Source organism: Donghicola sp. XS_ASV15 (assembly GCF_041224595.1).
GTDB lineage: Bacteria > Pseudomonadota > Alphaproteobacteria > Rhodobacterales > Rhodobacteraceae > Donghicola.
This window is the reverse complement of the sequence record NZ_JBGFGN010000106.1, coordinates 1-7,779: the sequence shown is the minus strand read 5'-3', so window position 1 is coordinate 7,779 and position 7,779 is coordinate 1. Positions and strand designations below refer to the sequence as shown.

Annotated in this window: 6 protein-coding genes, 2 pseudogenes and 1 other annotated feature; of the genes and pseudogenes, 3 read left to right on the top strand and 5 right to left on the bottom strand. The window is 56.8% G+C overall.

Annotated features, from left to right (window positions below):
- Positions 1-244 precede the first annotated feature (244 nt).
- The 3 genes from AB9K37_RS04255 to AB9K37_RS04245 all read right to left on the bottom strand — a co-directional run bounded on the left by AB9K37_RS04255 (position 245) and on the right by AB9K37_RS04245 (position 2,329).
- Positions 245-1,459, bottom strand: coding sequence for a calcium-binding protein (locus tag AB9K37_RS04255; RefSeq protein ID WP_369835701.1), 1,215 nt, complete (start codon positions 1,457-1,459; stop codon positions 245-247).
- Between the two features lie 39 nt (positions 1,460-1,498).
- On the bottom strand, positions 1,499-1,831 hold the full coding sequence (locus AB9K37_RS04250) for an IS3 family transposase (protein ID WP_369835700.1): 333 nt from the start codon (positions 1,829-1,831) through the stop codon (positions 1,499-1,501).
- Positions 1,832-1,841: 10 nt separating this feature from the next.
- Positions 1,842-1,952 (bottom strand) — a sequence feature (AL1L pseudoknot).
- A gap of 197 nt (positions 1,953-2,149) precedes the next feature.
- Positions 2,150-2,329, bottom strand: coding sequence for a hypothetical protein (locus AB9K37_RS04245; RefSeq protein WP_369835699.1), 180 nt, complete (start codon positions 2,327-2,329; stop codon positions 2,150-2,152).
- A 368-nt stretch (positions 2,330-2,697) separates the two neighbouring features.
- Between AB9K37_RS04245 and AB9K37_RS04240 the strand changes: the two are divergent.
- The 3 genes and pseudogenes from AB9K37_RS04240 to AB9K37_RS04230 all read left to right on the top strand — a co-directional run.
- Positions 2,698-3,052: pseudogene (locus tag AB9K37_RS04240) on the top strand (DDE-type integrase/transposase/recombinase); the annotation flags it as partial.
- Positions 3,053-3,374: 322 nt separating this feature from the next.
- On the top strand, positions 3,375-5,450 hold the full coding sequence (locus AB9K37_RS04235) for a sensor histidine kinase (protein WP_369835698.1): 2,076 nt from the start codon (positions 3,375-3,377) through the stop codon (positions 5,448-5,450).
- Between the two features lie 226 nt (positions 5,451-5,676).
- Positions 5,677-6,438, top strand: a complete 762-nt coding sequence (locus AB9K37_RS04230; protein WP_369835697.1) for a transketolase — start codon at positions 5,677-5,679, stop codon at positions 6,436-6,438.
- A 47-nt stretch (positions 6,439-6,485) separates the two neighbouring features.
- Here AB9K37_RS04230 and istB read toward each other — a convergent pair whose 3' ends face one another.
- Together istB and AB9K37_RS04220 are read right to left on the bottom strand one after the other, a co-directional pair.
- A complete protein-coding gene (istB, locus tag AB9K37_RS04225; RefSeq protein ID WP_058317429.1) occupies positions 6,486-7,250 on the bottom strand; it encodes an IS21-like element helper ATPase IstB in 765 nt (254 codons plus the stop codon).
- Positions 7,247-7,779 (bottom strand): annotated as a pseudogene (locus AB9K37_RS04220) (IS21 family transposase); the annotation flags it as partial. The gene istB and the pseudogene AB9K37_RS04220, both read right to left, overlap by 4 nt.

The following is a 7,779-nucleotide window of genomic DNA, read 5'->3' as shown; positions in this document are numbered from 1 at the left end:
GCCCGGTAGCTCGTCAGGCTCATAACCTGAAGGTCGTAGGTTCAAATCCTACTCCCGCAACCAAATTTACCGCACTCACAATATAAATGACTTGGCCCTCCGGCCCCTTGAAGCCGATGCCGTCGCACCCGTTGCAAGGGTTGCCTGATGTTTGCGAATAGACCGGCGCCCGCGACCCGCCGTTCAAGGCAGAGTAAGGGCGCCGCTGGATGAATGTTCAGTGGCAGGTCAGCAGGCATAGGAATTACGCGAACTCTAGGTACTCCCAGATCTGACTAGTCAGCACGGTTTGATCGAAGCTCAGGGTGATCGCATGCCCTGTCTGCTCAATGCCTATGCCGAAGTTGCCGCTCAGATCGTCGCGTTCAATGTGGATCCCTGCGGCTTCCAAGGCGGCTTCAATTTCGGAAGCTGTGGCGGTTTCGCTGTCAATGTCGACGCCGTACCCTTGAAGCTTGATCTTGTCTCCGCCGAAGCGCTGCATTGACACGAAATCAGTTCCACCGGAGATGCCGCTTTTGAATAGGAAAAGGTCCGCACCGCCGCCGCCAAACATGTAGTCGTCGCCGCGCCCATCAATCAGGGTGTCGTCTCCATCGCCCGCATACAGAGAGTCGGCGCCTTTCCCGCCCACGAGCCGGTCATTGCCAGCACCGCCCGTGAGCGTATCGTCGCCAGCGCCACCGGTTAGGACATCCCGGCCAGCGCCACCGACCAAGCTGTCATTCCCTGCACCGCCCAAGAGTTTGTCATTGCCGCCACCGCCGTTCAGATCGTCTTGACCCGCTGCGCCAACGAGGCGGTCTTTGCCCGCGCCGCCGTCTAGTGTGTCATGACCTTTCTGGCCAAGAAGCTTGTCGTTGCCGCTGCCGCCAGAAATTTCGTCATCACCGGCGCCACCCTTGAGGATATCGCGGCCGCCCAAGCCTTCGATCACATCGTCTCCGCTTGTTCCGTTATAGGTGTCTTTTCCGCTGGTGCCTTCCCAGCCATCCAGCACCGAGAACTCGCCGTTGACGAGCGGATTTGTGGCCAATAGATCGGCCTCGGTCCAATTCTCTACGAAATCCTTCACGGTGGGGCCGTCACCATTGAAGTCGATGGTGATCAGATAGTTTCCGACCGCCAACAGAGTAGCTTCTTCGACCGGTAGATCAGCTGTGCTTTCGAGCCAAGCAGTGCTCTCGCTTATTTGGGCGAGCGTCAGCGGTTCGGGCCAATCGCCATAGAGCTGCCCGATGACTGTGAGTCCGGTGGTCAAGTCGACATAGGTCAACTGAAAAGCGCCTTCTGGAACGCCCCCGAAGGCAGGAGACTCGGGCAGTCCGCCGATGTAGCCGGGCTCACCCCATACGAAGTTGAACAGCGCGCCCTCGCCGGAAAAGAGCTTCACGTCAACCTCGGAAAACTCGAGGTTATAGAGAGCACTGGAGTTCTGGAGCGTGATTTCGACGGTCATTGGGGGCATCCTTCTGGAAACGTGCTGTGTTGATACCTTTTAGGTTAGATTGAATGACGACCGTATGGGGGTTTTCCATAAAATGCAGATGCAGAAGGTCACGTCCGGGCACGCTTTCGAAGTGTCAGGATTGGTCGTGACAACCTTCTTTCCTCGGACCACACCCCTAATCCCCAAAACCTTCATCAACCTTTCGACAGTGTAGCGAGCGACGCCTTCACTGTCGCGCCGCCAAACATGCAAGATCTTCCGCGCGCCATAGAGCTTGCGGTTCTCCTCCCAGATCGCTTCTATCTTGAGGCACAAGGACGCGTCAGACTTTGCCCGGGCCGAGGCCCGGGACGGGGCACGTAAAAACAGCACGCCGCTCATAGTATGTGGGCGGAGCAATCAGCAGCATTTTGCACATCGGCTCGACCCCGTAAAATCCACGATGGTCTTCAACAAAAGTAATCACTTGCGAAACGGGCGGTCGAGCTCCCGCTGCCACGCAGCCAATTGTATGCATTCGCCGAGAGGGGCCAGGGCGAAAAAACGCGTTCGCCAGTGGGCTCGAACCGATGGCGCTTCCACTGGCTCACCTATCTTCAGGATCTCGTTGGCTTGACGCAGCTCACGGACCTCTCGTTCCAATTCTTTTATCCGAGCTTTCTCCGCAGTTGTCGTGCCTGGCCGTTCGCCGCCATCGCGTTAGGCTTGCCGCACCCAAACACGAAGGCTGTCCAGCGAACAGCGCAGTTTCTCTGCCATCGCAGAGAGCGCCGCAGATTCCGAATTGTACTCATCGCGGTGCTCCATCGCCAACCGAACCGCGCGTTCGCGAAATTCGGGCGAATATGGCTTCGTGTTTCTTTGCTTTCTATCTTCCATAACAGGCAATTCTCCGAGAGTTTCGCCCTCCGGTAAAGTCGGGGCGGTTCAGTCTTCTCACCCTTCAGGGCTTCTTAGCGCGACCTTCGCCTTGAACTCAGGCGCATGCTGTTTCCGTTTCGACATCTCTGACCTTCTTCTCGTCGGAGATCAGCAGACTGGCAAATAGTTGCTTATGTCTGTGTCCGAATTTCAGGGGGTAATTCAGGTCCATTTGTTCAATGTGAATGGGCAGAGGTCCAAACGCGACTCAAACTGCGTGGGTCTCAGTCTGCTCTGTATCAAAGTAAAAATTTTCCACCTGTTTCGTTCACATGGTTCGTGTCCTTTGCTTCAATAAGTGCTATCAAAAGAGCGGCTTCAAACCGTGGCAGGTCGATATTCTAAAGATGGTGACTGCATATCTCGCAGTCGTCATTGACTGGTATTCTAGAATGGTCTTTGGCTGGTCGATGCAAAGCAGACAGACAGAAAATTTTGTCGCGCAACACTGATGATGGCGATCTGGCGTGGGAAACCTTGCGGCAACGTTCTGAATCATGAGGATCTAGGCAGCCAATCCACCAGCCTGGGTTGAACCGCGATTTTACGCGCTCGCAAACTGCAACATTCAATAAGCCGCAGAGGGAACGGCTAAGACAATGCTTCGGCCGAGAGCTTCTTCCGCCTGCTTAAGCGCGAACGCGTCAGGCGGGGACATACCGCACGTGCGAAGACAAAAGGTAAGACGTGTTCGACTAAATCGAAATGCAGAGCGCGTTAGCACGCACGCCTTTCAATACTGTGATCAATCGAGTTCGACGGGCCGCAAAAGCTGAACACCAAAGGCGTCAAATGAACGTGGGGCAATTCAGTTGGCGATACTAATAGCGTCGCGCTCCAACCCGTAAGAGGTCTAATCAAACGCCTGAACGCGGACAGCCTTCACTCCGCAAGTGATTGTAGGCCAGCAAGGCAGAGATCAAAAGTATATATATGAAAGGACAGATTTTACATCCTTTCGGGTTTGTTAGGGTCGTGTCATTGGGCAGAGGAAAATGAATCAGTGGCGCAATCCGATTTTGAAACAAAACACAAAGCCATCCCCCTAAAGAAATGGCTTTGGAACTCTTATATCAGCGCGGCGCTCATTCCGCTTCTCCTGATCGAGTTAACCTTCCTCGCGATTTACTGGGGCACGGGAGAGTTCGTGTACAAGCGCGGTGCTCAGGCCGTCACAGATTTGTCTCAGGCGGCTTTGTCCGACGCGGCAGGGCGCGAGGCGCAGACGATTTCGCGCAAACTGCAGACCATTGAAGCTTTGACCAAAGTGTATGGTGATGCGACGGGTGAGGCCTTGGCGCAGCCGTCGGATGTCAGCGACGCCGAGAAAGAGCGACACAGTTATTCGCCCGATGGTGTCTTTTACACCACTGCAGACAATGGTGGATCGGCGGTCTTTTATAGCGGCATTTTCCCGATCGGAGAGGAGGAGCGTGAGAAGGTTTGGCGGACAGCTCGGCTAGATCCGCTGATGAAATCAATCGTCGAAGCGGACCCTCTGATTGCCCAAGTCTATTTGAACACATTCGACAGCCTGAACCGAATCTATCCCTATTTCGATGTACTCGAAATCTTTGCTCCGAAAATGGATATCCCCAGCTACAACTTCTACTACGAAGCGGATGAAGTACATAATCCAGAGGGCAAGGTTGTCTGGACCGATGCTTATATTGATCCGGCTGGTGCGGGGTGGATGGTCTCGGCGATTTCGCCTGTAAAAAGTGCGGAGAAGCTCGAAGCGGTGGTCGGGATCGATATTACGATCGAGACAATCGTCGAACAGGTTCTTGATATCTCATTGACTGGCGAGGGGTATGCGATGCTGGTCGGGCGCGACGGGACTATTCTGGCGCTGCCTGAGCAGGGAGAAAGAGATCTGGGTCTGACAGAGCTATTGGATCACAGCTACGATCAGGCCATTCTAGACGACACATTCAAGCCTTCTGAGTTCAACATCTTTCGACGGACTGACCTGGCCGAACTGGCGCTTGCGATGCAGGATGCCGAGAGCGGGATCATTGATCTGAATTTCGACCACCCGGTCATGGCGTCCTGGGCCACAATTGAGGGCTCGGGTTGGAAGTTGATCGCCATCGCGAACGCAGATGTCCTGCTGACTCCGTCCAACAAGCTTCGCGACACGCTGGGGATGGTCAGCGGTGTGATGCTCTTGGCGCTCGTGCTCTTTTATTCGGTGTATTTCGCCATTCTCTGGCGCCGTGCGTCCAAAATGAGCGACAACGTTGCGCGGCCGCTTCACGAGCTTGAAGCGGATATGGCGGACATCTCTAAGGGCGGGACCCTATCGGTTCAGCGTGTGCACTCGGTCGAAGAGTTGCAGATGGTGAACAAGCACCTCGTCTCGATGAGCGCCAAGCTTTCTGCCGCGTCGCGGGCGAAATCGGCGTTCCTGTCGGCAATGTCCCATGAACTGCGGACACCGTTGAACGCCATTCTTGGCTACACGCAAATCCTACAGATGTCCGAAGGCAAGCCGATCGATGCGGGGCGGATGGCAGATCTGGACCAGATCGCGCGATCCTCGACAGAACTGCTGACGATGGTCGAAGGGGTGATGGACCTAAGCCGGATCGAGCAGGGTAGCCTATCGACTGATTTCGAAGCGGTGGATGCCGTTCCCGTGATCCGTCAAGCCTATGTGTCGTTGAAATCAGTGGCCGACGCGAAAGGTGTCTCCTTTGACATCGACGCAGAGCCGAAGCTGGACACCACCGTGATGACCGACAGTGGGGCCCTCTCGCGGGTGCTGGCGCAACTGATCTCGAATGGGATCAAGTACAATTCAGCGGGCGGCAAGGTGACCGTTCGCTTGCGGGATGGTGGGTCGGACGGAGTGTTCATCGACGTCGAAGACACCGGCAAAGGGATCGCAGAAGAGCGACAGAAAGACATCTTTGTCCCGTTCGAGCGTCTTGGCCACGAGAATGGAACGATCTCTGGTGCGGGGATCGGCCTGTCTCTGACGCGCCGCTTGGTTGAGGTGATCGGCGGCCGACTGACGCTGAAAAGCCAAGAGGGCGTGGGCTCTGTTTTCACGGTCTGGTTGCCGCGACCCTGACGCTCGTCGAGCTGATGAATTCCAGTGCCCCATGCGTCATGCGCATGGGGCTTTTCAATTCACGGCAGAGTGATTGCGCTCTTGCGATCTCAAAACTCTTAGGAAATTAGGGGGTTTGCGCTAACTTAATCAGAGCTACACATGTTGTGAATTATTCTTAAAATACGCCATCCCTCAGCCCTGCTACACCCCCGCGACAAGCTGCTAAGCGTTGTGGGAGGACAGCATGACAGTAGATGACCGCGCACCTGCGCGTTCCAACGTTTCGTTGGCTCGCCGTGCATGGAACATCCGGCGCAAAGCCCTGCTGATGGGCGAAGTGCAAGGCCAAGGCTACATCGGGCAGGCCTTGGGTATCGCCGATGTACTGGCTGCATCCTATTTTCACGCTATGGATTACCGCGCAGACGAGCCCGAATGGGAAGGGCGCGACCGCTTCCTGCTGTCGATTGGCCACTATGCCATCGCTCTTTACGCCGTGCTGATGGAAGCCGGTATCCTGCCCGAAGAAGAGCTGGAAACCTACGGAATGGATGATAGCCGGATGCCTATGTCGGGCATGGCGTCCTATACCCCGGGCATGGAAATCACCGGCGGTTCGCTGGGGCATGGCTTGGGGATCGCAGTTGGGATGGCGATGGGTCTCAAGCGCAAACAGAACCCTGCGTTCATCTATAACCTGATGTCGGACGGTGAACTTGGCGAAGGTTCCACGTGGGAGGCCGCCATGTCCGGCGCCCACCACAAGCTGGACAACCTGATCTGTCTCGTGGACTTCAACGACCAGCAGGCCGACGGGAAATCGACCGAAATGCTGTGCTCGGAGCCTTTGGCCGACAAGTGGGAAGCCTTCGGTTGGTTCACCCAGCGCGTGGACGGCAACGATCTGGACGCTGTTGTCAACGGCGGAGTAAAATTCGGCCATTGTGGCGGAGCAAAAGTCGGCCAGTTTGGGGCGAGCGCCTTGGAGCGTGCGGCCCTCATATAGCAAGCCCGGTCCAAGGCGCATTGGCCGTCAGGCCAATTCTGTGAGGTTCATTTGTTAGCGGCGGCGAGGCGGGCGCGGCTTTGATTGAGGCGGTAGCTTTCGCCGTTCATCTCGAGGATGTTGACGTGGTGTGTCAGCCGGTCCAGCAGCGCGCCGGTCAGGCGTTCGGTGCCGAAGGTTTCGGTCCACTCCTCGAAGGGCAGGTTGCTTGTGATCAGGGTCGACCCTCGCTCGTAGCGCTGTGAGATCAGCTCGAACAGAAGCTCGGCGCCGGTTTTGCTCAAGGGGACGAATCCCAGCTCGTCGATGATCAGCAGTTTGACCTTGGCGAGTTTGCGCTGGAGTTGCAGGAGGCGTTTTTCGTCGCGGGCCTCCATCATCTCGTGCACGAGGGCTGCGGCGGTCACGAAGGCGACAGGCAATCCTTTCTGGCAGGCAGCCAGTCCCAGCCCGAGGGCGACATGGGTCTTGCCGGTGCCGGAGGGACCGAGCGCGATCACATTCTCCTTGCGTTCGATCCATTCGCAGCGCGCCAGCTCCAGCACCATCATCTTGTTGAGCGACGGGATCGCCTTGAAGTCGAAGCTGTCCAGGCTTTTGATGGTCGGGAACTTTGCGGCCTTGATCCGGCGTTCCACCATGCGCCGTTCCCGGTCGATCAGTTCCAGCTCGGTCAGCCGGGCCAGGTAACGCACGTGATCTACGCCTTCAGCGGCGCAGATACGGGCCTGCTTGTCATGTTCACGCAGGAACGTGGGCAGCCGAAGCGTTTTGAGATGGTGGGCCAGCAGCAGTTCGGGTGCATCCGTCATGCCCCACCTCCTGCCAGCAGGCTCATGTAGGATGCGGCGGAGGTGGTGGTGATGTTGGTTCTGGGCAGGAAGGGATAGACATCCAGATCCAGCCTCGGAGGCCTTTGCTCGACCCTGCACAAGATCAGGTGCTTGATTGCATCGAAGCTGACCGCTCCCATTCGCAGGGCATCTTTGACGGCAAGATGCAGCACGTCAATCTCGAAGCGCTCCAGAAGGCGCAGGACCTGCACATACTCGCGCTTGCCGGCCTTTCCCTGCCGGGCTTCCAGCAGTCGGCGCAGGGTTTTGAACGCTTCGGGCAACTCCCAGCCCTGCAGAGGCGCGGCCTGATCGAAGGACATGATCTTGCGTTCGATCAGCGCCAGGTAATGCAGTGGATCAAACACCATGTCGCCGGTGTCATAGGAGCGCGAATGCTCAGCGATCACCTCGGCGCCGCAGCCGATGACAACCCGGGTCACGAAGCCCTTGATCCAGACCGCACGGTGGCCGTAGGCAACCGGCACCGAGTAATCATTGCCGCGAT

What these genes read in the sequence shown, in the direction of transcription:
- AB9K37_RS04245 (WP_369835699.1), bottom strand. Translation starts at nt 2,329, where the DNA reads ATGGAAGATAGAAAGCAAAGAAACACGAAGCCATATTCGCCCGAATTT.
- AB9K37_RS04250 (WP_369835700.1), bottom strand. Translation starts at nt 1,831, where the DNA reads ATGAGCGGCGTGCTGTTTTTACGTGCCCCGTCCCGGGCCTCGGCCCGG.
- AB9K37_RS04230 (WP_369835697.1), top strand. Translation starts at nt 5,677, where the DNA reads ATGACAGTAGATGACCGCGCACCTGCGCGTTCCAACGTTTCGTTGGCT.
- istB (WP_058317429.1), bottom strand. Translation starts at nt 7,250, where the DNA reads ATGACGGATGCACCCGAACTGCTGCTGGCCCACCATCTCAAAACGCTT.
- AB9K37_RS04255 (WP_369835701.1), bottom strand. Translation starts at nt 1,459, where the DNA reads ATGACCGTCGAAATCACGCTCCAGAACTCCAGTGCTCTCTATAACCTC.